Origin of the sequence: Micromonospora sp. NBC_00617 (genome assembly GCF_045161355.1) — a bacterium.
Taxonomy (GTDB): domain Bacteria; phylum Actinomycetota; class Actinomycetes; order Mycobacteriales; family Micromonosporaceae; genus Micromonospora.
This window is the reverse complement of the sequence record NZ_CP107751.1, coordinates 6,488,995-6,511,708: the sequence shown is the minus strand read 5'-3', so window position 1 is coordinate 6,511,708 and position 22,714 is coordinate 6,488,995. Positions and strand designations below refer to the sequence as shown.

The window sequence follows — 22,714 nt, the reverse complement described above, 5'->3', positions numbered from 1 at the left end:
AGGAGGCCGGCGGGTCTTGCGCCTGCGGGCTGTGCCGGAGACGCCGCTGGCCCGGCGTCCGAGGTGACGGACGACGGGCCAGCGTGTGGGCCGGGCGTGATCGGCCCGGTGGTCGACTCGGAGCGGGTCAGCTCCGGGCCGAGGCTCGCGATGGATCAGCAGCTCGCAGGGGCTCAGAGGCCGGCGCGGGCGGCGACGGCGGTGTCCGGGTGGTCGCTGAAGACGCCGTCCAGACCCAGGCCGAGGAAGAGTTCGTACTCGGACGTGATGTCGCCGCGCGCGTTCGGGTCGGTGCCGATCCGGAAGTCCACGGGGAGGAACTGGTTCTCCGCGCGGAACGTCCAGGCGTGCACGAGCAGCCGCTCGCGGTGGGCGTCACGCACCACGTTCGTCGGCGCGAGCAGTTTGCCGGCGGCGTCGCGGGGCACGATGAGGTTCTTGTTCGCCCCGATGCCGTCGGCGTAGCCGGCGATCCACTTCAGGCCGGCTGCCGTGGCGAGGTCCTGGTAGCTGCGGGTGTCGCCGGCGACGGTGAAGTCGTACGGGCGGCCGGTGGCGTCGAGCAGCTGGACGAGCTTCACGTCGGTCAGTCGGCTCAGCCGGCGCAGGTTGGCCGTCTCGAACGACTGGATGAAGACCGGCGAGTTCTTGCGGTCCAGCTTGTTCCGCCGCAGCACCGCAAGCAGCGGCTCCTCCAGCGGCAGGCCGATCGACGTGAAGTAGGTCGGGTGCTTGGTCTCCGGGTAGATGCCGATGGTGCGGCCCCGTGCCCGCCCCTCGGTGCGAGCGAGGTCGATGACCTCCTGGAGGGTGGGCACCTCGAAGCGGCCGTCGAAGGCGGTGTTCGCCACGCGGACCTGCGGCAGCCGCTCCTTGGCCCGCAGCGTCTTCAGCTCGGCCAGGGTGAAGTCCTCGGTGAACCAGCCGGTCACGGCGACACCGTCGATGGTCTTCGTCGCCTTGCGGGCGGCGAACTCCGGGTGCGTCGACACGTCGGTGGTGCCGGAGATCTCGTTCTCGTGCCGGGCGACCAGGACACCGTCGGAAGTGGACACCAGGTCCGGCTCGACGTAGTCGGCGCCCATCCGGATCGCCAGCCGGTACGCCTGAAGGGTGTGCTCCGGCCGGTAGCCGCTGGCGCCCCGGTGACCGATGACGATCGGCCGGTCGTTGCCTCGGGCGCGGTCCGCCCCGGTCGAGGGGTCGGCGGCGGCCATGGTGGGCACGGCCACGGCGGCTGCGGCGAGCAGCGCGCCGGCCACGCCGAAAATCGAGAGGGTACGTCGCAACGCCGTCTCCTGTCATCGAGGGATGTCGCAGACAGCAGACCGCCCGCGATTGACCGGGAGTTGGTCGATGACTGGCCGGCAGGTGAATCTCCGGAATGGGCGTTCCCACTCGGGCAGCCACCCGGAAAAGGAAGATTGTCTGGTGCGCCGGTTACTCCGCAACCCCGTGCGGCTGGTGCCGCTGGGGTTCCTGGTGCCGATCCTGCTCGGCACCGCGCTGCTGCTGGCGCGCTGGTCGACCATCCAGCACCAGCGCCCACCGCTGGTCACCGCCTTCTTCACCGCCACCTCGGCGGTGTCCGTCACCGGCATGGCCCTCACCGACACCCCCAACTACTGGTCCGGCGGGGGCCTGGTGGTGATCACCCTGCTCACTCAGCTCGGCGGTCTCGGCATCCTCACCGTCGCGGCGCTGGTCACCCTCGTCGTCTCGCGCCAGCTCGGGCTGCGCAACCGGCTGCTGGTGCAGGCCGAGACGGCGGAGTTCGGGGTCGGTGACGTGGCCCGGCTGCTGCGCGGGATCGCGGTCACTGTCTTCGCGTGCGAGGCGGTGATGACCGCGCTGGTCACCGGCCGCCTCTGGTGGGCGTACGACTACACGCCCGGTCGGGCCCTCTGGTCCGGCGTGTTCCATGCCATCCAGGCGTTCAACAATGGCGGATTCACGCTCTACTCGGACGGTCTGCTGGCGTTCAACCGCGATCCGTGGGTGTCGCTGCCGCTGGCGTTCGGTGCCATCGTCGGCGGGCTCGGGTTCCCGGCCCTGTTCGAGGCGGCCCGTGAGTGGAGCAGGCCGGCGGGCTGGACGGTGGCCACCAAGCTGACCATCTGGGGCAGCGTGGCGCTGGTGCTGCTCGGCGTCGCCGGCCTGCTCGCCGCCGAGTGGACCAACGTCAGGACCATCGGCCTGTACGACGTCGAGGGCAAGGTGCTCGCGTCGTTCACCCAGATCGCGTTGAGCCGCACCGGTGGCTTCAGCGTGCTGAACATCCCGAACCTGCAGGAGGAGAGCTACCCGCTGCTGGTCGTGTTGATGTTCATCGGCGGCGGCAGCGCCAGCACGGCCGGTGGCATCAAGGTGTCCACGTTCTTCCTGCTGGCGTTCACCATCTGGGCTGAGCTGCGCGGCGAGCCCGACGTGACGGTCGGGCACCGTCGGGTGGCCACCGCCAGCCAGCGGCAGGCCGTCACGGTGGCCCTGCTCAGCGTCGCGCTGGTTACCGCCGGAACGATGCTGCTGTTGCTGCTCACCGAGGGCGTGCGGTTCATCGCCGCCCTGTTCGAGGTCACCTCCGCGTTCAGCACCACCGGGCTGACCATCGGCCTGGCCAGCGAGCTGCCGGCCAGCGGCCAGGTGGTGTTGACGGTGCTGATGTTCATCGGCCGGGTCGGGCCGCTCACCCTCGGGTCGGCGATCGCTCTGAACACCCGCCGCAGGCTCTACCGCTATGCCCAGGAACAACCCATTGTCGGCTGACGAGAAGGAGGGTCGAGGTGTCGGCGAGACGATCGGACGGCAGCGGCATCGTGGTGATCGGGCTGGGCCGGTTCGGGTGCCACCTGGCCAGCGCTCTCACCCGGATGGACCGTGAGGTGCTGGCCATCGACCGCGACCCGGATCAGGTGCAGCGCTTCTCGACCCAACTCGACCGGGTGGTCCAGGCGGACGCGACCGAGGAGGGCGCCCTGCGGCAGCTCGGCGTCACCAGCTTCGACCGGGCCGTGGTGGCCATCGGGGCCTCGGTGGAGGCGAGCGTGCTCAGCGTGCTGACGCTGGTCGAGCTGGGTCTGCCGCAGATCTGGGCCCGCGCCACCTCGCAGAAGCACGCCAAGATCCTGTCGTCGGTGGGCGCGCACCACGTGGTCTTTCCGGAGGCGGAGACCGGGGACCGGGTGGCCCACCTGATCGTCAGCCGGCTGCTCGACTTCATCGAGTTCGACGACGACTTCGCGATCGCCACCGTCCGCGTGCCGCAGTCACTGGCCGGTCGCACCCTGCTCGACCTGCGCCCGGAGGAGCGCTACGGAGTCCGGGTGATCGCCGCGAAGGTGCCGGGCGAGCGCTTCCGGTACGCCTCGGACGACACCGAGCTGCCGCAGGGCGGGGTGCTGGTCGTGGAGGGTGGGATCGACCAGGTGCAGCGGTTCGCGGGGCGACGCTGAGGCCGCTCACTTCTTTCCGCCGCCGTGCCCCTTCCGCTCACCCTTGGTTACTTTCCCGCTTTTCCCGGCCCACCACCCGACCCCTTCCCCTTGCCGGGCTTCTCAGGCTTGGGTGCGGCCTTCGCCGGCGCCTTCGGTGCCTTGGGCGCTGCCTTCGTCGTCTTCTTCGTCGGCGCCTTCGTCGGGGCCGCCTTGGTCGGCGGAGCCGTGGAAGGTGCCGAGCCGGCCACCCCGGAGACGCGTACCCCGCAGGTGGCGTCGCCGAGCCGGAACTCGACAGGCAACGGGTTGGCCCCCTTGTACGTCCCGGCGAGGGTGAGCTTCTCGGCCGCGCCGGGCGCCAGGGTCGTCCGCTGCGCCGCGGGCCGGATCTGCACCGTGCCGCCCTGCTGCTGCACCGGGGCGGGCTCCGCCTTCGTCACCGTCTGCTGCGCGGGGAACGTGAAGTGCATCGTCCAGTCCCGCAGCTCGCGGTCACCGGTGTTGGTCAGGGTCAGCTCGGCGGTGAAGTCCTTGCCGGAGTCGGTGCGCAGCGCGTACGCCACCTCGCAGGGCGCCGTCTCGGGCAGGCCCATCCGCGCCTCGGTCGTGGGCCGGTCCTCGCCGCTGGCCGGGCTGCGGGAGGTGAACCCCCACATCGCCCCGGTGACCGCGATCAGCCCGACGGCTGCCACCCCGGCCTCCACCCGCCGCCGCCGGTTCAGCCGTCGATCGCGGCTGCGCCGGGTACGCGACAGCGGGAGCGCGTCCGTCTCGGCCGACCACGGCAGGATCGTGGTGCCGGCGTTGGCCAGCGCGGCGGGATCCAGCGGACCGGCCGCCGGCGACACCGGCACCGTCGCCAGCATGCCGGCCGCCTCGGCCAGGGTGCGGGCCAGCTCGGCGGTGGTCGGCCGGTCGGCGGGCCGCTTGGCCAGGCAGCGCCGCACCAGGTCGGTCACCGCGTCGGGCAGCCCGGGCACCGCCGGCATCGGGTCCGGGTCGCTGTACATGTGCGCACGCAGCATCTGCGTGGTCGTGTTCGCTTCCCACGGCAGCCGGCCGGTGAGCATCCGGTAGAGCAGCAGCCCCACGGCGTACACGTCGGTGGCCGGGGAGACCTGGCCGTTGTCCAGCCGCTCCGGCGCGAGGTAGGCGGGCGTGCCGAGCAGCGTGCCGTCCGGCCCCTTCTCGCTCTCCCCGACCAGCGCGGAGATGCCGAAATCGACCACCTTCACCCCGGTCGAGGTGAGCATGACGTTGCCCGGGGTGACGTCGCGGTGCACGACCCCACGAGCGTGCGCGGTCGCCAACGCCGAGCTGACCTCCGCGCCGATGGTCACCGCCTCACGCCACGGCAGCCGCACCTCCCGGCCCAGTCGGCCGGCCAGCGAACCGCCGTCGACAAGCTCCATCACCACGTACGGCACGGTGAGGCCGACCTGGTGGGACTCGCCGTAGTCGTACACGTTGGTGATGTTGGGGTGGCAGAGCCGCGCGGCGGCCTGCGCCTCGACGCGGATCCGGTGCCGGAAGGCCCGGTCGCTGGCCAGCCGCGAGGCCAGCACCTTCACCGCGACCTGGCGGCCCAGCACCTCGTCGTAACCGCGCCAGACCACCGACATGCCGCCCGCGCCGAGTTGCTCGATGAGCCGGTACCGCTCATCGAGGAGTTGCGCACCGTTCCGGTCCCCACCGCCCATGGTGGCCGTTGTTGCCCGCAGGAGAAGGGGCTACACCTTAAGTATCGGAATCGGTCAGGAATATCACCCGTTCAGGCGGTCGCCAGCAGTTGGTCCACCGGGGCGTAGTCGTCGGTCAGCACCATCGCCTCGCCGACGAAGTCCGTGAGGTCCGTGCCGGAGAGCAGGCTGACGCTCGGGTCGACCTCGTCGAGGCGGGCGCGGACGGCGGCCAGCGGCAGCGGCGCGTCGGAGCCGACGATGAGGAAGTTGCTGCCCCGCTCCTCGGCGAGCGCCTCCGGCGGGGCGATCAACGCGACGTGGGTGAACTCGGCGGCCACCGTGACCAGCTCGGCGCGGATGAACCGCAGCGGCGGGTAGTCGATGACGTTCTGCACGTACACGCCGCCGGGGCGGGTCACCCGCCGGATCTCGGCGGCCATCTCTCGGGTCGCCAGGTGCCAGGGCACCACCAGGTGCCCGAACGCGTCGCCGACGACCAGGTCGCGGCTGTCCGCCGGCTCGTCGGCGACCAGCATGCGGGCGTCGCCCACCACCGTCCGCAGGCCCGGCCCCGGGCGTACGCCCAGTTCCCGCTCGCCCAGCTCGACGAGCCCGCCGTCGATCTCGAACACCACGTTGTCGGTGCCCGGTCGGGTGGCGCTCAGGTACGTCGGCACGGTGAACCCGCCGCCGCCCAGGTGCAGCGCGTCCAACCGCTGCCCGGCCGGCGCGGCCACGTCGGCGACCGCGCCGATCCACTTGGTGTACGCGTACTCCAGGTGTTTCGGGTCGGCCAGGTCGACGTACGAGTGCCGGGCCGAGTTGAGCAGCAGCGTCCGGCCGCTGGGCCGGTGCGGGTCCGTGGTGACCCGGGCGCAGTGGTACGCGGTCTCGATGTCGCACGGGTTCGGCGCGACGGTGGACAGCCCCGCCCCGAGCAGGCCGAGCACGGCCAGCGCGGCCCGGGTACGGGCCGGACCGGGCAGGCCGGTGCCCGCCTGCCGCCGCAGATACCACCCTAGGCCGATGCCGGCCAGCCCGAGCGCCACCGCCAGCGACAGCAGGATGACCGTGCTGGGCAGGGCGGCGACCAGCACGAACCCGGTGAGCAGGGTGGCGGTGATGCCGCCCAGGGTGCCGATGCCGGACAGCCGGCCGACCACCTGACCGGTACGACGCAGGTCGGCGAGTTGGAGCTTCACCACCAGCGGGGTGACCGCGGCCAGCAGCGCCGCCGGCACGAACACGGCGAGCGCCACCAGCAGCAGGATGGCGCTGGCCGCCCCGCCCCGCAGGACCTCCCCGGCGTAGCGCACCACGGGCAGGGTCACGGCGGTGGCGATGCCGGCCAGCACCAGCGCGGGCGCCAGCAGGCCGCGCGGATCACGCCGGTCGGCGAGCCAGCCGCCGGCCCACGCCCCGTACGCGATGGCGGCCAGCGCGATGCCGATGACCGAGCTGGTCACCTGGAGGGTCACCCCGACGTACGGGCCGACCAGGCGCAGCGCGACCGTCTCCAGCACCAGCACGGCGCCGCTTGCGAAGAAGACCAGGAAGGCGGCCAGGCCGCCCGGCAGCGCCCGACCGGTGACCGGCACGGACGGGCCCGAGGAAACCGGAGTGGTCGCGACGTCGGACGGTGGTGAGCTCATCGTCGCGATGGTACGCAGCGAAGCGGGCGTCTCGGGTCAGTACATCGAGAGATGAACATGGTTCGTGTGGCTGGCGGCCGGGCTGCCGCTGCCGCTGTACGACCGCCACCCCGTGCCCGGATGCCATATCTGCCGGTACCAGATCACGTAGAGCACACCCAGTCGGTCGGCGTTGCGCACGTGCCAGGCGGCCAGGCTGTCCCCGTACGCCTTGTCGCCGCCGGTCGCGTTCTTGTCCTCGAAGCCGTTCGTGGCCGCCGAGAAGTCGCAGGCCCGCCCCTTCGGGTGCTCGCCGCCGCCGCCCTCACGCTTGCAGGAGACGTGCCGCTTGTAGCCGGCGGCCTGGGTCTGCTTCAGGGCGTTCAGCGTGCGCGGGGTGATGCAGCCCGAGGTCGTCGGGTCCTTCACCGAGCAGGACTCCGACGGCCAGGACCCGTCGGAGTTGCGCGGCGCGGGCTTCGCCGACGCGGAGCTGCCGCCGCTGAAACCGTTGCTGCTGCCCGAGCTGACCTCGGCGAGAGCCGCCTCGGCCTCCTTCTTCTTCTTCGCCATCACGGCGAGCTGCTTCTGCTGCTCACGGACCTCGGTGTCGATGGCGATCTTGGCCTTCTGGGCCTGCTGCCGGGCCTCGATGAGATCGCGCAGCCGCTTGCTGTCCCGCTGGGCCATCAGGTCGAGGTCGGCGGCGCGTTGCAGGAACGCCTGCGGCGTGGCGGTGTTGAGCAGCATCGCCGTCGGGGTGAGTCGACCGGCCCGGTACGACTGCGCGGCCACCTCGCCGACCTGGGCGGTGAGCCCGACCAGCCGAACCTCGACTGCCTTCAGCTCGCCGGTCAACGCCGTCTGCCGGCGCTTGGAGTTGTCCAGCTTGGCCTTGGCCTCGATGTGACCCTTGGCGGTCAACTCCAGCGCGTCCTGCAACTTCTTGGTGCCGCCCTCACCGGGCTCCGCGTACGCGGGCACCCCGCCGGCGAGCACCAGCGCGACGGCGGTGAGCAGAGGGAGCAGTACGCGGCGAACGCGCCGCTGACTGAGCCTGGTCCTGGGCACGACAGCGTCCTTCCGTCGACCGCCGGCCCCCGGTGAACCCTGCGCGGCGGCGTCCCCGCCGGCGCCGGTCGGCGGCCTGCTGGCGGAGACCGCCGGTCACGATACCGGAACGCGCGCCGGTGACCAGCCCCGCGACCGCCCACCGGCCCCAGCGTTGACGCAGCGTGCCGCCGTCGTAGCGCACTGCGCGCAGACGCGGCGCTGGCCGCCGTCGCACACATCGCGAAGAGGCCGCGCGGCCGCCCTCGCACCCGGCCTGGAGACGCCGCGCGGTGTGCGGATCAGGAGCCGAGCAGGGCGTCGTGCACCTCGGCCCAGACCTGTTCGTTGGCCGCGACGAGCAGCCCGCGACCCTCGTCGGCCGGGTGGTAGTCGACGCCGTCGAACCGGCGGGCGACACCACCCGCGGCGCGGACCAGCAGGACGCCCGGCGCATGGTCCCACGGCAGGGTGCGCCAGAAGAGGGTGAACTGCTGTTCGCCGGTGAGGATGTCCAGGTATTCCCGGCCGGCACAGTGCTGGCCGGGCAGCAGCTCGCCGAGCCGCCGCCCGCCGGCGCGGACCCGGTCGCGGCCCTCCGCCGGCAGGAACCGCGTCATCGCCGCGCCGCGCAGCTCACCCAGTGGCGGCACGGCGTCGGCGGCGTTGACCGGCTGGCCGTTGAGCAGGGTGCCCTCGTCGGCCCGACCGGCGGCCAGCGTCCCGGCCAACGGGTCGAGAATCCAGCCGGCGGTCGGGCGACCGTCGGTCAGCAGGGCCACCATCAGGGCGAACGGCCGGCGGCCGGCGGCGAAGTTGGCGGTGCCGTCGACCGGGTCGACCAGCCACACGTCTCCGCTGTCGCGCAGGTGCCGCAGCAGCCCCGGATCGTCGGCGACGCCCTCCTCACCCACCACCGTCGAGTCCGGCCGCAGCCTGCGCAGCCCAGCGGAGATCAACTCTTCGGCGCGGCGGTCGGCGACGGTGACCACCTCGCCGGGCGCCTTCTCCGACACGTCGGCGTCGTCGAGCTTGCGGAACAGCGGCAGCACGACCTGGTCGGCGGCCTCCAGGAGCAGGTCACCGACGTCGTCGAGCAGGGTGTCAGCCACGAGGCGGCAGCTTGACCACGCTGACGAAGAACTCGTCGATCTGCCGGACCACGGAGATGAAGCGCTCGAAGTCCACCGGCTTGGTCACGTAGGCGTTGGCGTGCAGCTGGTAGCTGCGCAGGATGTCCTCGTCGGCCTGCGAGGTGGTGAGCACGACCACCGGGATCCGGCGCAGCTCGTCGTCCTTCTTGATCTCTTCGAGCACCTCCCGGCCGTCGCGGCGGGGCAGGTTGAGGTCGAGCAGGATCAGGTCGGGCGCCACGGCGTCGGCGTACTGGCCCTCCCGCCGCAGGTAGGCGAGCGCCTCGGCGCCGTCGGAGACGACGGTCAGCCGGTTGCGCAGCTTGTGCTCCTCGAACGCCTCCTGCGTCATCAACACGTCACCCGGATCGTCCTCCACGAGCAGGACCTCGATCGGGCTCTTGCCGTCCGCCGGCGCGGTCATCCCACCGTCTCCCTCATGTCACCCGTTCTACCGCTTTCCGGCGGCCCGTCGGCCCCGTCCGGCTGGTCCGCCCCGGCGGAATGCTCCGGCAGCGCGGACGACGCCTCGTCCGCGGGCGTCGTGTCCCCCGCCGTGGCCGGCTGCGGCTGCTCGGCGGGGTCGGTGGCGGCAGCCGCCTCCACGTCCTCGGGGCGTGCCGGGAGGGTGAACCGGATGGCCGTGCCCTCCGGTACGTCGGTGTCCACCCAGACCCGGCCGCCGTGATATTCCACGATCTTCTTGACGATCGCCAACCCGATGCCGGTGCCCGGGTACGCGTCCTTCGAGTGCAACCGCTGGAAGATCACAAAGATCTTGTCGGCGAACTCGGGCTCGATGCCGATGCCGTTGTCCTGGCAGCTGATCTCCCACTCGGCCCCGACCAGCCGGGCCGAGATGTGCACCTTCGGCGGCGCGTCGGGACGGCGGAACTTGATCGAGTTGCTGACCAGGTTGGCCAGCAGGTTGGTGAGCAGCGGCTCCTCGCCACGGATCACCGGCAGCTCGGTCCAGGTCAGCTCGGCGTCGGCGTACTGCCGGGCCGCCTCGGTCTGGCCGGCCACGTCGCCCATCACCTTGTTGAGGTCGACGTCGACGAAGCCGGTGGTGAGCCGGCCGATCCGGGAGAACGCGAGCAGGTCGTTGATCAGGCGCTGCATCCGCTGCGCGCCGTCCACCGCGAAGGCGATGTACTGGTCGGCCCGCTCGTCGAGCTGCCCGGCGTAGCGGCGCTGGAGCAGCTGGCAGAAGCTGGCCACCTTACGCAGCGGCTCCTGCAGGTCGTGGGAGGCCACGTACGCGAACTGCTCCAGGTCACGGTTGGACCGGGTCAACTCCTCGGCCTGCTTCTGGAGCTGGCTGTTGACCCACTCGATGCGCTCGCGGGCCTCGCGCACCTCGGCCAGGTCGGAGGCGATCTTCTGGCGCATCGCGTCCACGTTGTCGCCGAGCCGGATGAACTCCGGTGGGCCGACGGTGGCGATGCGGTGCTGGTAGTCGCCCTCGGCGACCTCGCGGACCTGGGTGGCCAGCCCGGTCAGCGGCCGGATCACCATCCGGTCCAGCGAGAGCAGCAGCACCGCGCCGGCAACGACCACCACCAGGGCCGCGATGATCAACAGGAGGACCAGCAGGTTGCTGCTGTTGCGGACGTTCGCCGCGGACTGCTCCCGGGCGGCCAGGATCTCCTGCTGGAGGTCGTCGACGGCCGAGCGCACCTCGTCGAACCGCTGCCGTGCCTGCTCGGTGACCAACGCCTGGCCGGCGCGGGTGCCATCCTGTTCGGTCGTGGCGATGACCGGCTCGGCCACGGCCTCCCGCCACTGCTCGGCCGTCTCCTCGACGACCCGCAGCTCCTGGCCGATCTGCGGGTAGTCGTTGAGCAGCGCCCGCATCGCCTTGATGGTGGCCTTCTCCTGGTCGAGCCCCGCCTCGTACGGACTCAGGTCGGCCGGGTCACCGCTGACCGCGTACCCGCGAACCGCCGTCTCCTGGTCGAGCACCGCGTTGAGCAACTCCTGCGACTGCACCCGCAGCGGGCCGGTCTCGTTCAGGATGGCGTCGATCTGGGTGCGGTTGCGGGCGGCCATCGCCGCCTCCGCGGTGGCCAGGCCGATCAGCAGCACGCCCACGACGGTGAGCAGCGTGATGACCCGGCGGCGCAGACTCCAGCCGCTGCCCACCGGCTTCACCGGCCACCGCCCCGGCTGACCAGCAGCATGGCCACGTCGTCGGCGAGCGGGCCGCCGTTGATCTGCTCGGCCCGACCGACCAGCCAGGCCGGCAGCTCGGGCAGCGACACCTCCCGGTTGGCCGGCTCGTCGAGCAGCCCGCTCAGGCCCGGCACGTCGAGCCGTTCGGTGCCGGCGCCCACCCGCCCCTCGATCAGGCCATCGGTGTACATCAACAGGGACCAGTCATCGGTGTCGAACTCCAGGTCGTAGGCGATCGGCCGGCGAGGTCGTACGCCCAGCAGCAGGCCGCCGGGCGCGGGCACCGGGACGACCCGGCCACCGGAGAGCAGCAGCGGCGGCGGGTGCCCGGCGAGTCGGACGGTGGCCCGGTTGGCGTCCAGGTCGAGTCGGGTGGTGGCCACCGTCGCGAAGATCTCCTGAAGTCGGCGCTCACTCATCAGCACCTGCTCCAGTGCGGGCAGCACCTCGTCGTCCGGCACCCCGGCGAGCACCAGGGCCCGCCACGCCACCCGCAGTTCCACACCGAGCGCGGCCTCGTCCACCCCGTGCCCGCAGACGTCCCCGACGATCAGGTAGAGGCGGTCCGGACGGGTCTGCACCACGTCGAAGAAGTCTCCGCCGATCAGCGCGGCGTGCCGACCCGGCCGGTAGAAGGTGTGCACCGCCACCTCGTCGGTCGTCATCAGCGGTTGGGGCAGCAGGCCACGTTCGAGTCGCGCCGACTCGGCCTGGCGCAACTCGACCTCACGGAGCCGGCGGGCGTTCACGTCGGCGCGCTTGCGCTCGACCGCGTAGCGCAGGGCCCGCGTCAGCAGCACCCCGTCGACCTGGCCCTTGACCAGGTAGTCCTGTGCGCCCTCGGCGACCGCCACGATGCCCAGGTGCTCGTCCGAGCGGCCGGTCAGCACGCAGACGGCGGCCCCACTGGACATCTCCAGCACCTGACGCAGCCCGTCCAGCCCCTGCGCGTCGGGCAGGCCCAGGTCGAGCAGGACGCAGTCGACGCCGGTGATCCGCTGCCGCGCCTCGCTGAGGCTGGTCGCGACCACCAGGTCGATCATCGAGTTCGTCTCGGCGAGCAGCTCACCGACCAGGAAGGCATCGCCTTCGTCGTCCTCCACCAGCAGCACCCGCAACCGCTCGCCGGGCGGCACGTTGCCGTGCCGCGCCAGGCCACCGTGCGGGTACGGCACGACGGGGGACGCGGCCAGGCCGCCTCCCCGGTGCGGCCGGGTCACCGCCGCGAGACGCGGGAGTTCGCTGGTGATGTCGGGCTCCTTCCGAGTGCCCTGCTGATCCTGTATTAGACAACGGTCGCACACAACACGATGGGCGCGGCACGGGCGGGGATGGGCCGGATCACCGCCCGCCGGGGGACAAACCGGGCGACCGGTCGGTGCCCGGGTGCTCAATCCCAGGCCGACGGGCGGGCGATCGGTGGACGCCTGGCCATCCCATCCCCGGCCACCGGAGGGCAGGATGGTGCCACCCCAGGCCCCCACCACCTTCGAGGAGTTCGGATGGGCGCACCCCCCACCCCCGTCACGGCAGGCGTACCGCTCCGGCCGGGTCCGGGCGTACCCCCGGCCGACCGTGCGCTGACCCGACCGCGCCGGCGACTCCTGGCCGCCGCGGCGGCGCTGGTCGCGCTGGCGGCCGTCGGCGCCGGCAGCCTGCTCGACCTGCGCACCCCGACGCCGAGGCCGGCGGACGCGCCGGCGGGCGAGTTCAGCGCCACCCGGGCGTACGAGGACGTCCAGGTGATCGCGGCCCGGTCGCACGTCGCCGGGAGCCCGGCCAACGACCAGGTTCGCGCGCACGTCGAGCAGCGGTTGCGCGGCCTGGGCCTGGAGACGGAGGTGCAGGACACCGTCGCGCCGGAGGCCGGCCAGCTCAGTGGGGCGGCCGGCGGGGCGACCCTGGCCCGGGTGCGCAACGTGGTGGCCCGACTGCCCGGCACCGACCCGACGGGACGGGTGTTCCTGGTCGCCCACTACGACTCGGTGCAGACCGGGCCGGGCGGCAACGACGACGCGGCCGGCACCTCGGCCATCCTGGAGGTGGCCCGCGCGCTGAGCACCGGCCCCCGACCCCGCAACGACATCGTCTTCGTGCTGACCGACGCCGAGGAGGCGTGTCTCTGCGGCGCGGCGGCGTTCGCCGCGAGCCACCCGCTCGCCGCCGACGGCGGTGTGGTGCTCAACCTCGAGGCGCGCGGCTCCACCGGCCCGGTGATCATGTTTGAGACGTCGAAGAACAACGCGAAGCTGGTGGACGTCTTCGGCCGGGCCGCCCCGCATCCGGTCGGCACCTCGTTCGCGGTGGAGATCTACCGGGCGCTGCCCAACGACACCGACTTCACCGCCTTTCTGGACCAGAAGTTCGTCGGGCTGAACTCGGCGTACATCGACGGCGACGCGATCTACCACACGCCCCTGGACACCCCGACCGCGATGGATCGGGGCAGCCTGCAGCAGCACGGGGACAACGCGCTGGGCCTGGCCCGGGAGTTCGGCCGCACCGACCTCACCGACCTGCGTTCCGGGTACGACGCCACCTACTTCCCGATCCCGCGTGGGCTGGTCCGCTACCCGGGCTGGCTCGTCCTGCCGCTGGCCCTGCTCGCGGTGCTCGCCGTCGCGGCGCTGGGCTGGCTGACCCGCCGCAGCGGTCGGGCCAGCACGGGACGGCTGGCCGCCGGTTTCGGCCTCGCTCTCGGGCCGATCGTGGCCGCGCCGGTCGCCGCCCAGCTGCTCTGGCTGGCGATCACCGCGATCCGTCCGGGGTACGCGGAACTGCTCGACCCGTACCGGCCGATCTGGTACCGGTTGGCCGTGCTGGCGCTCGCCGCCGCCATCCTGTTCACCTGGTACGCGCTGGTCCGCCGCCGGATCAGCCCGGCCGCGCTCGCCGTCGGCGGGCTGGCCTGGCTGGCGCTGCTCGGGGTGCTGCTCGCCGTGGCGGTGCCCGGCGGGGCGTACCTCACCAGCCTGCCGGCCCTGGCCGGTGCCCTCGGCGGGCTGGTCGCGCTGCGGACCCGGCAGACCGGGCCGTGGCCGGTGGTGGCGGTGACGGCCGCCGCCGCGGTCGGCGTGGTGATCCTGCTGCCGACCGTGGTTCTGCTCTTTCCCGCATTGGGCATGGCGATGGGTGGGGTGGCCGCGCTGGTCGCGGTGCTGCTCGGCCTGACCGCGTTGCCGGTGATCGACCTGCTGCACCCGCAGGCCGGCGGGCAGCGCGGCCTGGTGGCGCTGCGGGCCCGACGACTCGCGGTGCTGCCGGCCGGGGCCGCCGCCCTGGCGGCGGTGGTGCTCGCCGGGGTCGGGCTGGCCGTGGACCGCTTCGACGCCGCCCACCCCGCGCCCACCCACCTGATGTACGCCTTAGAAGCGGGCACCGGGCAGGCCCGCTGGCTGAGCCACGAGAGCGACCCGCAGCCGTGGACGAACGGTTACGTGGACGGGGTGGCCAGCGTGGCGGACGACTTCCCCGGCCTGGGCGACGCGGAGTTGCGGGCCGGCCCGGCGCAGGCGGCGAACCTGCCGGCGCCGAAGCTCGAGGTGCTGGCCGACACCAGCGCCGGCGGTGAGCGCACGCTGCGGCTGCGGCTCACCCCGCAGCGGGCGGTCCGGCTCGCCACCCTGCACGTCGACACGGCGACCGCCACCGTGTTGCGCGCCGAGGTGGCCGGCCGTCAGGTGCCGGTGGAGCCCCGCGCGGGCAGGTGGGGCTTCGGACTGGTCTTCCACGCCCCGCCGGCGGAGGGCGTCGAGGTCACGTTGACGCTGCGGCCGATCGCCGCGCAGGTGGCGCTGCGGGCGATGGACGCCAGTGACGGGCTGGACGCGCTGCCCGGCTTCCGGCCCCGGCCGCCGGCCGTCGGCGTGGTCGGATCGCACAGCTCCGAGATGCTGGCGGTGGCGCGGACCTACCCCTTCTGACGAGACCGGTCATGGTCCGGCGGGGGTGCTCCCCGCCGGACCAGCGGCCTTTGCTCTGCACCCGCGGACGCACCACCCACCTACGGTGCCCGGTCAGTGCGGCGCGGCCGGACCCAGGTCACTCGGGTCGGTGTTGCCGCCGCAGACGATCACCGCCACCCGCTCCCCCGCCTGCGGCACGTACGCGCCACCGACCAGCGCGGCCAGCGCCGCGGCACCACCGAACTCGGCGGCGACCCGCAGCTCCGACCAGAGCAGTCGACGCGCCCGCACCAGGTCCTCGTCGCTGACCAGCACGGAGACCACACCGGTCCGGCGGGCGGTGTCGAACGCGATGTCGCCGATCCGGCGGGCGCCCAGCGAGTCCGTGGCGACGCCGCCGACCTCGATGTCCACCGGCCGGCCCGCCTTGAGCGCGGAGTGCAGGGTGGGGATCTGCTCGGGTTCGACGGCGACGACCCGCACCGACCCGTCGAACCAGCTCGCGATGCCGGACACCAGTCCACCACCGCCGACCGCCACCAGCACCGTGTCGACCCCGTCGAGCTGCGCCTCCAACTCCCGCCCGACGGTGCCCTGACCGGCCACCACCTCCGGTTGGTCGTACGCGTGCACGACCAACGCGCCGGTCTCCCGCGCCCGCTCGGTGCTCGCCGCCAGGGCCTCGGCGTAGTGCTGGCCCACCTGCCGCACCTGCGCGCCCAGCCCGGCCAGCCGCTGCACCTTCACCGGCGACGAGGTCACCGGCACGAAAACCTCCGCCGTCACGCCCAGCGACCGGGCCGCGTACGCCACCGCGAGCCCGTGGTTGCCACCGGAGGCGGCGATCACCCCGGCCGACGGCAGCGGCCCCTGGAGCATCCGGTTGAACGCGCCACGCGGCTTGAACGAGCCGGTGTGCTGGTGCAGCTCCAACTTGAGGCTGAGCTGGCCGGGCACGCCCAGGTCAGCACCATCGACAGCGATGACCGGAGTTTCGCGGACCCGCCCGGCAACCAGCGCGGCAGCGGCCTCGACGTCGCTTCTGTTCACCATCGGAAACGCCCTCTCACTGGGACCGTGGTCGGTGAGCCATCCTATGGAGCGTCAACGGGGTCGCCCCTGTCGGCTGCGCGCCGCAACCGGCGGTGCTCGGCGGTCACCACCCCCAGCAGGGCCAGGTCGATCGCGACCACGGCTACCGCGTTGAACTGGTTGACCGTGAAGTTGAAGACCTGCCCGAACAGCAGGTTGACCAGCAGCGCGAGCTTGAAGAACCGGAACGCCTCGATCCGGTTCGAGCGCAGCAGCCACGCCGCCCGCAGACTGAGCACCGCCGTGACCAGCGCGGTGGCGGTGACGCCGAGCACTGCCCCCCACTCGCGCTCCTGGTCCAGCTCCCCGGTCACGCCGTCCAGCAGCACCGCCACCACGACAACCAACGGCTCCACCACCAGGTAGACCACACCCAGCCAGACCAGCCAGCGCTGCCGGGTCGCCCAGGCACCGAGACGCCGGGCCAGGTCCGCCGCCCGCTGCCAGAACCGGGCCGGCGGCGGCTCACGCCGCGGCATCGCGTCCAGCAACTGCTCCACGGCCGCCTCGACGGCCGGCCCGGCGCCCCGCAGGAGACGCCGTACCTCCGCCCGACGCCTGTCGGTCAACCCGGCGGGCTGACCGCTGAGCACCACGTCAAGCGCGTTGGCCGTACGCTCCGCCGGGGTCAACTCCGATCGACCGGTACGCCCACGTACCGCCTGGGTGAGCAGGACGAGCAGGGCGAACGCGACGTAGATGATGGCGGCAGCCGGGGCGTAGAAGTAGTCGGTGCCGGTGGTGACGAACTTGCCCACCTCGTCGATGAACAGGCCGAACCCGACGCCGCCGACGATGGCCCCTGCGGTGCGCGCCCCCTCGCCCAGGAAGATCAGCGGGATCCCCAGGCCGACCGCGAGCAGCAGGCCGCCCCAGAGCACGTGCGCGATGTGCAGCCCGCCGCCGCCGAGCTGCGGATAGTCGGTGGCCTCCAGGTACGCCCGCAGGGCCAGAACGGTGACCACACCGGAGAGCACGAAGGCCTGGAGGTGGGACGCCGCCTCGACCGCCCGGGTCGGCAGCCGGCGGACCAGCCAACCAACTCCGGGGCGGTGGCGCGAAGGTCCAGATGACATGTTTCGAAACCTAGTAGCCACCCACTCCACGCGGACGTGGTCCGGTCGAGCCGGCGATGCCAGCACGGATCCGTTCGTCCCTCGTCGTGGGCACGCTGGCCGCGGTGGCGCCGCTGGCCGCGTGCGCCCTCCTCGTCACGAGGTGATCGGCGCCAGCTCACCGAGCTGGAGTCGATCGCTCAACCGGGGCCGCGGGACGTGGCACGGCCGGGCAGAATGCCACCCATGCGCCGGCTCACCACCGTTCTCTGCCTGCTGACTGCCGTGCTGCCGGGAGTGGCTGCCTGCGCGGCGCCGCAGACACGGCCCGGAGACGCCGCACCCAGCGCGTCCGCCGCGTGGAGCACCTACCAGGCCGAGGTGAGCGGCGTGACGCCCGGTCCGGGTGCCCGGGCGGTGACCGTGCAGGTCGAGGCGCTCGCTGGTGGCGATGGTTGCTCCCGCAACGTGCGGGTCGACAACCAGACCGAGGAGAACGGCGTCATCTTCGCCGACATCGTGCAGGATTCGGCCGGGTCCGCCATCGTTGGCGCCTGTCCGACCTTCGAGCCCACCGAGGTGACCCTCACGTCGGAGGAGCCGATCGGCGACCGCCCGCTGTCGCTCAACCAAAAGACGTGGGCGCTGAAGAACGGCGCCTACAACCGCTGCGACGAGAACCTGGGCTGTAACCCACCCAAGGATCGCTGCGACCCGACCTGGACGCGTGCAGCCGTACGGGGGATGGACGTGTCCCGCCACTCGCAGAGTCACGTCGAAGCCTGCGACGGGAACTGGCTGGTCATGACGGTGCCGGACGACCCGGCATCGTGCGGCGTCGAGCCACGCCCTGGGTGCGAGGTGAACACCGCCGTGCGGCGCTACTTCCTGCGGAACGAGCCGGCCGGCTGGTCGATCATCGCCCGGACCACGTCGGGTGGGTGCGACGCGGTCCGCAAGGCAGCGATCACCTTCCCCCGGGCACTCTGCGCCAACCTGAAGCCGACGGCCCGGCTCGTCACCGTGGCACCAACGCCGCCGTCCGGTCGGCCCGGCGGCTGATGGCCCTGTCGCCGCCACGCCCCGACGTCAGCAGCAGGGCCGCGTTCCTGGTGATGATCGGCTGGTATCTGGCCATCGTCGTGGCGTTCGGCCTGTTCCTCGGCACGCTCTCCGGCTCGGTTCCGGCGGGCTGCGGGGAGGTGTGCGACTCGGAACGGTCCCGGATGCTGCTGTTCGGGCTTTACGTCGCCCTGCCGGCGATGTTCCTCGCGCTGCTGGTCAGCCTGGTGACGCTAGCAGTGCTGGTCCCCCGTACGCGGAATCGCTCGTCGGCCCTGGTGGGCACCCTCAGCGCGGTGCTACCGCTGGCCGCGTGCGGCCTCCTCACCGCCAGCCTGTGACAGTGCGCCCAGTCGGAGTAGGACATGACCCGTCGCCTGGGTGGACGCCGCCCATCAGCGCGTCCAAGCCACGAACCGCTCGTACAACTCGGCCGGCGCCACCTCGGGCAGCTCCACGACGACGACGAAGAGCAGCCCACTGACGTAGATGGAAAGGCCGATGCGGTCACACCCGTACGCCTCGGCCAGGCGTACCCGCGCCGGATGGCACGGCCAGGGCGTGTCTGCCGCACACGTCTGACAGTGCCACTGCGGCCGGCGCGGCAGGTGCTCCCCGTCCATCCGGCGATCGAGCGCTGACACCGACCGTTCAGCCCGATTGGCCCGCGCCGTCTCCCACTCTCCGGCCATCACAGAGCCGCCCGCCTACCGTCGTGGTTGCCGTCCCGCGCCGTGATTTCATGCGCGCCGGACCGCTGTGGATAGCAGGTCGCTGCGCCGGTCTTGTCCAACTGGACCTGATTCCGTCTGCTCCACCAGCGTTTGAACCGCTCCCGAACCGCCACCACGCCTCCCGCCGGTCACTGCGCGTGCTCGTCCGATACACCCTGCGGCGGTACGCTCACATCGGTCGACGGGTTGCGCGTTGCCAACCCGCATCGGCAACCCGGCAACTCCGGCGGGAGGCGAGACATGCCAACATTCGGCGCCCGAATGCGGACAGCGCGGGAAGCTCGCGGCCTCAGCCTGGCCGCTCTCTCGGAGCTGCTGCCCGCCGACAAGGGGCACCTCTCCCGCCTCGAGAACGGCCGTCGCCGACCGGGTGAAGATCTGGCCCGCCGGATCGACGACGTCCTGGCCGCTCGTGGGGAGCTGATCGCCTGCGCCGCCCTGGATATCGCCGCCGCCTCCGACACCCGGCCGTCGGAGACCGTCGAGCTGCTACATCGAATGCACGCCAGCGACACCGCCCCCGCCACCATCGAAACGTTGCGGGCGACCGTGACCGAGTTGTGCTGCCAGTACGGGTGGCGCGACGCCGGGGAACTCCGCGCCGAAGGTCAGGGTTGGCTGCGCGAGGTCGCCCGACTGCTACAGCGACCCACCGGGCTACGGCAGCATCGCGAACTGCTGGTGTGCGCAGGCTGGCTGGCGTTGCTGATCGGCTGCGTCGAATACGACCTCGGCAAACGCGCCAGCGCCGAGGCCACCCGCACTGCCGCCCGTCAGCTCGGCGAGGAAGCCGGCCACGCCGGCATCACCGGCTGGGCATGGGAGATGACGGCCTGGTTCGCACTCACCCAGTCCCGACACGAGGCAGTGTTGACTGCCGCCCGAGCTGGGCAGGAAGCCGCCGGCCGGCAGCGGGTGGGGGTGCAACTGATCGCACAGGAAGCCAAAGCGCTGGCACGACTCGGCGACCTTCAGGGCGCGCGGGCGGCGCTCGATCGAGGTCGGCGGCTCCTCGACGACCTCGGTGCGCCAGACCGGCCCGACAACCACTTCGAGGTCGATCCTGGCAAATGGCTGTTCTACGCGATGGACGCCTACCGCCTCGCCGAACACGACGCTCTCGCCGAGCACTACGCCAACGAGGTTCTGCGTCTCGGCACCGGATCGGACGGCATCGAGCGGTCACCCATGCGGATGGCCGAAGCCAGACTCACCCTCGCCGCCACAGCCCTGCGCGCTGGCGAGCTGGAACGGGCCGTCGAGGAGGGGGTGGCGGCGTTCGCCGCTACTCGGCGGTCCCTGCCCTCGCTGCTGCTCGTCGCCGGCGAAGTTGACGTCGAACTTCACCGTCGCTACCCCCACGAGCAGGCCACCGCCGACTTCCGAGACGCGCTGAATGCCATTCGATAGCCACACCCGTCGATGGGGCTGAACGGAGCGCTCTTGTTCATCAAGCACCAAGGCGTCCAGCGATACGGGTCGCTGATCCGGTCGAACTACCCTCACCGTCATGCCGCACCTGGACGCCACGGATCCCCTGCCGCGCCGTCCCCGCCGCGTCCTGGTCGCCGGGACCTCGGGCGCCGGAAAGACGACCCTCGCCTCCCGCATTGCCATCTCGTTGCAGACGCCACACGTGGAGATCGACGGCCTCTTTCACGGACCCTCGTGGACCAGACGTCCCTCCTTCGAAGAAGACGTACGGCGCTTCAGCGCAAGCCCCTCCTGGGTGACCGAGTGGCAGTACGAGGCGGTTCGCGCCCACCTCGCCGATCTCGCGGACCTGCTGGTGTGGCTGGATCTGCCGAAGATCACCGTTATGCGCCAGGTCGTCCGGCGGACCGTCGTCCGCCGTCTTCGCCGCCGGCGGCTGTGGAACGGTAACGTCGAACCGCCGCTCTGGACCCTGTTCACCGACCCCGAGCACATCGTCCGCTGGGCGTGGAACACACATTCACAGACGGCCGCGCGCATCGCGGCCCTGGCGGCCCGGCGTCCGGACCTTCCCGTGGTGCGCCTCCGCAGTCACGCCGCCGCCGATAGTTGGCTGCGCGGCCCGCTGAAGCAGGCTCAGCCCAGCAGGTCGTGACCGTGGCTGCCTCCAGCGGCTCGAGCTACTTCCAGCGGAAGTGGACGAAGAGGCGGCCGAAGTTCTTGGAGTCCTTCTCCACCCGGTGGTAGAGCTGTTTGACGTCCTTCTGGTCGAGGAACCGCAGCACCCGCTTCTTGAGCTGCCCCGACCCCTTGCCCGGGATGATCTCCACGAGGGTGGCCTTCTTCGCCACCGCCTCGTCCATGATCCCGCGCAGCGCGCGGTCGATGTCCTGCCCCTTGTTGAAGATCTCGTGCAGGTCCAGCTTGAGCTTCATGCCGCAGCCCCCGGCCGGTCAGGTCCCATGTCCGCCATCCTAGGCACGCCCGTCGGCCCGCCCGCCGGACGACGAAGGGGCGGCCCGCAGGACCGCCCCTTGCTCGTCACCGGTTTCGCGTTCAGCGGGTGCCGCCCACGCGGGCCTCGACTCGCTCCAGCGCCACCCGGTAGTCGTCGTTGGCCGCGTACATCGCCGCGGCGATCCGCAGGTGCCGCAGCGCGTCGGTGTGCCGGTTCAGCCGCTCCAGCGTCCGTCCCAGCACGTGGTGCGCGTAGTGGTCGCTCGGGTCCCGGTCGATCAGCTCCCGCAGCTGCGCCTCGGCCCGGTTGAGCTGGGCCGACTGGAAGTACGCCCGGGCCAGCAGCTGCCGGACAGCCGCGTTGCCGGGTTCGGCGTCGACGATCGGCTCCAGCAGTCGGGCCGCTCCGCTCGGGTCACCGGTCTCGAAGAACATGGTCGCCCGCCGGTAGTCCGCCAGAAGATCCATCTGCCCACCTCCTCGGGTCGCGCCGTCACCTGTTCCGACGCTGGCACAACACTCGGCGTTTGGCGACTGTTCCCCGGGTGGAAACAGGGTCAGGTGCGGGCGTCCCGGCGGCTGGCGGCCAGCTCCCAGGCGCGGACGCCGCCGACGATCCCGGCCGTGTTCGGCACCACCACCACATCGTCGCCCATCCGGGCCAGCTGCTCCGGCCGGATCAGCCGGGAGTTGCCCCCGCCCAGGTAGAGCCGGTCCCACCGGAACACCGGGCGCAACCCGTCCACCACCTGCCGGATCCGCCGGGACCAGAAGGCGTCGCCGAGCCGCCGCCGTTCCGGCTCACCCACGTACGTGTCGTAGGTGGTGCCCCAGCGCACCGGCGCGTGCGACAGCTCCAGGTGCGGCGCGAGCCGGCCGCCGTCGAAGAGGGCGTTGCCCAGCCCCGTTCCCAGGGTCAACACCAGTTCACAGCCGGTGCCGGCGACCACACCCGCCCCGTGCACCTCGGCGTCGTTGAGCACCAGCGCGGGCACCCCGAACGCGTCGGCCAGCGCCCCCCGCGCGTCCCAGCCGGACCACTCGGCAAGCAGGTCCGGGTCGACGCGGGAGCGGGGGCCGCTGCGGGTGACGTAGTGCGGGGTGGCCACCACCACGCCGTGCCGGATCATCCCGGGTACGCCAACCGTCAGCCGGTCCGCCGTGGGCAGCCGCCCGCCCAGCTCCAGCAGGGTCTGGACGAAGAGCGCGGGAGGCAGTGGGTACGGGGTCGGCACCCGCAGCGGCCGGGCGCGCATCGTGCCGGCCTCGTCGAGGACCGACGCCTTGATGCCCCCGCCGCCGCAGTCGATCGCCAGAGTGGTCACCACGCCGTTGAGTCTGCCCGCTGCCGTCGGCTCTTATGCGAGCAG

The 22,714-nt window shown here is 72.1% G+C and carries 21 protein-coding genes; 7 read left to right on the top strand and 14 right to left on the bottom strand.

The annotated features are described in order from the left end of the window. Nucleotides 1-173 precede the first annotated feature (173 nt). Entirely contained in the window at nt 174-1,289 is a 1,116-nt protein-coding gene (locus OG505_RS30180; RefSeq protein ID WP_405429398.1) for a glycerophosphodiester phosphodiesterase, read from the bottom strand. Between the two features lie 142 nt (nt 1,290-1,431). On the opposite strand from OG505_RS30180, the gene OG505_RS30175 reads away from it, so the two are divergent. Together OG505_RS30175 and OG505_RS30170 are read left to right on the top strand one after the other, a co-directional pair. Continuing rightward, complete coding sequence (locus OG505_RS30175; protein ID WP_405429397.1) at nt 1,432-2,766, top strand: TrkH family potassium uptake protein; 1,335 nt, start codon at nt 1,432-1,434, stop codon at nt 2,764-2,766. 17 nt (nt 2,767-2,783) lie between these two features. After that, on the top strand, nt 2,784-3,452 hold the full coding sequence (locus OG505_RS30170) for a potassium channel family protein (protein ID WP_405429396.1): 669 nt from the start codon (nt 2,784-2,786) through the stop codon (nt 3,450-3,452). A gap of 47 nt (nt 3,453-3,499) precedes the next feature. On the opposite strand, the gene OG505_RS30165 is transcribed toward OG505_RS30170, so the two are convergent. The 7 genes from OG505_RS30165 to OG505_RS30135 all read right to left on the bottom strand — a co-directional run bounded on the left by OG505_RS30165 (nt 3,500) and on the right by OG505_RS30135 (nt 12,325). Continuing rightward, entirely contained in the window at nt 3,500-5,134 is a 1,635-nt protein-coding gene (locus OG505_RS30165; RefSeq protein WP_405429395.1) for a serine/threonine-protein kinase, read from the bottom strand. Between the two features lie 71 nt (nt 5,135-5,205). After that, nucleotides 5,206-6,768 (bottom strand): fused MFS/spermidine synthase, encoded by a 1,563-nt coding sequence (locus tag OG505_RS30160; RefSeq protein ID WP_405429394.1) that lies wholly within the window; start codon nt 6,766-6,768, stop codon nt 5,206-5,208. Nucleotides 6,769-6,804: 36 nt separating this feature from the next. Then, the gene (locus OG505_RS30155; RefSeq protein WP_405429393.1) at nt 6,805-7,818 is read right to left on the bottom strand and encodes a coiled-coil domain-containing protein; all 1,014 of its coding nucleotides are present in this window, start codon (nt 7,816-7,818) and stop codon (nt 6,805-6,807) included. 281 nt (nt 7,819-8,099) lie between these two features. Next, complete coding sequence (locus OG505_RS30150; protein ID WP_405429392.1) at nt 8,100-8,909, bottom strand: inositol monophosphatase family protein; 810 nt, start codon at nt 8,907-8,909, stop codon at nt 8,100-8,102. Continuing rightward, the gene (locus OG505_RS30145; RefSeq protein ID WP_234582416.1) at nt 8,902-9,354 is read right to left on the bottom strand and encodes a response regulator; all 453 of its coding nucleotides are present in this window, start codon (nt 9,352-9,354) and stop codon (nt 8,902-8,904) included. The genes OG505_RS30150 and OG505_RS30145 overlap by 8 nt, the downstream gene beginning before the upstream one ends. Continuing rightward, entirely contained in the window at nt 9,351-11,084 is a 1,734-nt protein-coding gene (locus OG505_RS30140; RefSeq protein ID WP_405429391.1) for a CHASE3 domain-containing protein, read from the bottom strand. The genes OG505_RS30145 and OG505_RS30140 overlap by 4 nt, the downstream gene beginning before the upstream one ends. Further along, nucleotides 11,081-12,325, bottom strand: coding sequence for a PP2C family protein-serine/threonine phosphatase (locus OG505_RS30135; protein WP_405429390.1), 1,245 nt, complete (start codon nt 12,323-12,325; stop codon nt 11,081-11,083). Before OG505_RS30135 ends, OG505_RS30140 begins: the two co-directional genes overlap by 4 nt. A gap of 282 nt (nt 12,326-12,607) precedes the next feature. Here OG505_RS30135 and OG505_RS30130 point away from each other — a divergent pair, with 282 nt between their 5' ends. Further along, nucleotides 12,608-15,028 (top strand): M28 family peptidase, encoded by a 2,421-nt coding sequence (locus tag OG505_RS30130; RefSeq protein ID WP_405429389.1) that lies wholly within the window; start codon nt 12,608-12,610, stop codon nt 15,026-15,028. Between the two features lie 93 nt (nt 15,029-15,121). Here OG505_RS30130 and OG505_RS30125 read toward each other — a convergent pair whose 3' ends face one another. Both OG505_RS30125 and OG505_RS30120 read right to left on the bottom strand, forming a co-directional pair. Beyond that, nucleotides 15,122-16,063: a threonine/serine dehydratase gene (locus tag OG505_RS30125; RefSeq protein WP_234582412.1), complete on the bottom strand. Its 942-nt coding sequence runs from the start codon at nt 16,061-16,063 to the stop codon at nt 15,122-15,124. Between the two features lie 41 nt (nt 16,064-16,104). Then, the gene (locus OG505_RS30120; RefSeq protein WP_357494962.1) at nt 16,105-17,124 is read right to left on the bottom strand and encodes a hypothetical protein; all 1,020 of its coding nucleotides are present in this window, start codon (nt 17,122-17,124) and stop codon (nt 16,105-16,107) included. 279 nt (nt 17,125-17,403) lie between these two features. Here OG505_RS30120 and OG505_RS30115 point away from each other — a divergent pair, with 279 nt between their 5' ends. Together OG505_RS30115 and OG505_RS30110 are read left to right on the top strand one after the other, a co-directional pair. Further along, entirely contained in the window at nt 17,404-18,219 is an 816-nt protein-coding gene (locus OG505_RS30115; protein ID WP_405429388.1) for a hypothetical protein, read from the top strand. Beyond that, entirely contained in the window at nt 18,219-18,560 is a 342-nt protein-coding gene (locus OG505_RS30110; protein ID WP_234582410.1) for a hypothetical protein, read from the top strand. The genes OG505_RS30115 and OG505_RS30110 overlap by 1 nt, the downstream gene beginning before the upstream one ends. Nucleotides 18,561-18,614: 54 nt before the next feature. Here the strand turns inward: OG505_RS30110 and OG505_RS30105 are convergent, their stop codons facing one another. Continuing rightward, nucleotides 18,615-18,842, bottom strand: a complete 228-nt coding sequence (locus OG505_RS30105; RefSeq protein WP_234582409.1) for a hypothetical protein — start codon at nt 18,840-18,842, stop codon at nt 18,615-18,617. A 351-nt stretch (nt 18,843-19,193) separates the two neighbouring features. Here OG505_RS30105 and OG505_RS30100 point away from each other — a divergent pair, with 351 nt between their 5' ends. Together OG505_RS30100 and OG505_RS30095 are read left to right on the top strand one after the other, a co-directional pair. Continuing rightward, a complete protein-coding gene (locus OG505_RS30100; protein ID WP_405429387.1) occupies nt 19,194-20,363 on the top strand; it encodes a helix-turn-helix domain-containing protein in 1,170 nt (389 codons plus the stop codon). 100 nt (nt 20,364-20,463) lie between these two features. Next, nucleotides 20,464-21,042: an AAA family ATPase gene (locus OG505_RS30095; protein ID WP_405429386.1), complete on the top strand. Its 579-nt coding sequence runs from the start codon at nt 20,464-20,466 to the stop codon at nt 21,040-21,042. A 25-nt stretch (nt 21,043-21,067) separates the two neighbouring features. Here OG505_RS30095 and OG505_RS30090 read toward each other — a convergent pair whose 3' ends face one another. From OG505_RS30090 to OG505_RS30080, 3 genes are all read right to left on the bottom strand, one after another. Further along, complete coding sequence (locus tag OG505_RS30090; RefSeq protein WP_007465523.1) at nt 21,068-21,322, bottom strand: Smr/MutS family protein; 255 nt, start codon at nt 21,320-21,322, stop codon at nt 21,068-21,070. Between the two features lie 121 nt (nt 21,323-21,443). Then, the gene (locus OG505_RS30085) at nt 21,444-21,812 is read right to left on the bottom strand and encodes a tetratricopeptide repeat protein (protein ID WP_405429385.1); all 369 of its coding nucleotides are present in this window, start codon (nt 21,810-21,812) and stop codon (nt 21,444-21,446) included. A gap of 89 nt (nt 21,813-21,901) precedes the next feature. Next, a complete protein-coding gene (locus tag OG505_RS30080; protein ID WP_405429384.1) occupies nt 21,902-22,672 on the bottom strand; it encodes an ROK family protein in 771 nt (256 codons plus the stop codon). Nucleotides 22,673-22,714: the final 42 nt, after the last annotated feature.